The organism is Haloimpatiens lingqiaonensis, assembly GCF_901447495.1.
GTDB lineage: Bacteria > Bacillota > Clostridia > Clostridiales > Clostridiaceae > Haloimpatiens > Haloimpatiens lingqiaonensis.
Genome location: NZ_CABDWS010000156.1, coordinates 1 through 1,916, shown reverse-complemented (window position 1 = coordinate 1,916; position 1,916 = coordinate 1). Strand labels below are relative to the sequence as shown.

Here is a 1,916-nt window from a genome sequence, read left to right as displayed (position 1 = left end):
AATCGAGTAGGAGCTGAATAATTATTTTATTCAGCGACCTCTCACACCACCGTGCGTACCGTTCGGTACACGGCGGTTCAATAAGAATTACCAACTGATAAATATCTTTCGGTTAATGTTATAAATCCTTGTTCTCTAAGGTATTTATTAGATAGTGTTCTTGCTAAGATTGGGCTGTTTGATATTCTCCAGTAGCCTTTTCTTGTATTTGCATATTCCCAAGCTTTGCTATCATATATTCCAAGCCTTTTAAGGTTATCATGCTTTGTTTTAATTTTCTTCCATTGTTTCCAATAACACATACGAATCCTTCTTCTTAGCCACTCATCTAAAGTCTTAAGAGTACTTTTCATATCAGCTAATTTAAAGTAATTAACCCAACCAACTATAATTTGCCTTAATTTAATTGAGCGAAATTCCATGCTCATGGCATTACTTCTTCCTGTTACCTCTTTTAATTTAGCTTTTAGTTTTTTAATAGAGTTTTCATGTACTCTTATTCCTATTTCACCTTTCTTTGGGTAAAACGTGAATCCTAAATATTTTAATTTCCACGGTCTATCGACCTTGCTCTTATCTTTATTGACTTTAAGTTTTAAGTTTTCCTCTATAAACTTTGTTATACTTGCCATTACCCTAAGTGCTGCTTTTCTTGTTTTCACATAGATATTACAGTCATCAGCATATCTACAAAAACACAGTTCTCGCTTTTCTAACTCTTTATCTAATTCATTTAACATGATATTACTAAGCAATGGGGACAAGTTTCCTCCTTGTGGTACTCCTTTTTGAGTGTTATTAAAAACACCTCTTTCCATTACTCCTGCCTGCAGATATTTTCTTATTAGTGATATTACCCTAATGTCTTTTACTTCTCTATATATCAATCCTATTAATTTATCATGATTTACAGTATCAAAGTAATTTTCTAGGTCAATATCAACTGCCCATTTATATCCCTTATCCATGTATTCTTTACATTTTAGAATTGCTTGATGTGCATTTCTGTTTGGTCTAAATCCGTAACTATTATCTGAAAATTTCTTTTCAAATATTGGACTTAGTACTTGAGCGATAGCTTGTTGTATTACTCGGTCTACTAGTGTCGGAATTCCTAGTAGTCGTTTCTTCCCATCAGGTTTTGGTATTTCTACTCGCCTTACTGGATTTGGTTTATAACTACCTTCTAATAGTGATTGCCGTAGGCTGGCGCCATTTTCTTTTAGGTATTGTAGAAGTTCATCTACCTTCATACCATCAATTCCATGACTACCTTTATTGGCTTTAACTCTCCTAAATGCTTCATTAAGATTGTTTCTGTCAATAATCCTCTCTAGCAGTTCACTATCATATTTACTTTTGGCGTTCCGTCCTTTTTCTAACGTCAATGAAATGCTCGGCGCTCCTACATCCCCTTCGAGTTCCACTCTATCTTTTTGTAGGTAACCTTCTATATGAAGTTGTCTGCTGTTTTCACATTTCTTTGTGTTCTTCAAAATTTCAAAACCTCCTATTGTTCAGTCCTTCACAAAAGGTTCATGACCCTTTTGCTAATATGACCTCTGCTGACTTCTTAGATTTCAGCTATACATCACTGTATAGGTTATTATTTCAAACTTCATTTCCATAATGTATATCTAAGACCTCCCCAGGTAAGAACGCAATCTTTCACTCCATTTATCTGCTACATTTACACCGTCTGTTTCGGATAGTTTAGGGCTTCAGTTTGTCTTGCAACCTTACCCACAGACATATGCCTTATATGTAGTTTCTGTTCGTCAGACCAGAGTTTTGCCGCCGACTTCCTTCAGATTCCACCTCACGGTGGACACCCTTGTCTTAAGCTATGCACTTGGCACTATCAACCCGTGCTCGGGACTCTCACCCGTTAGATTGCGCCCATGCTGGGCGCACAA

The 1,916-nt window shown here is 36.2% G+C and carries 1 protein-coding gene; it reads right to left on the bottom strand.

The genetic code is table 11. From position 1 onward, the window contains the following. Positions 1-77: 77 nt before the first annotated feature. Positions 78-1,496, bottom strand: coding sequence for a group II intron reverse transcriptase/maturase (ltrA, locus tag FGK85_RS15040; protein WP_138207960.1), 1,419 nt, complete (start codon positions 1,494-1,496; stop codon positions 78-80). Between the last annotated feature and the right edge of the window lie 420 nt (positions 1,497-1,916).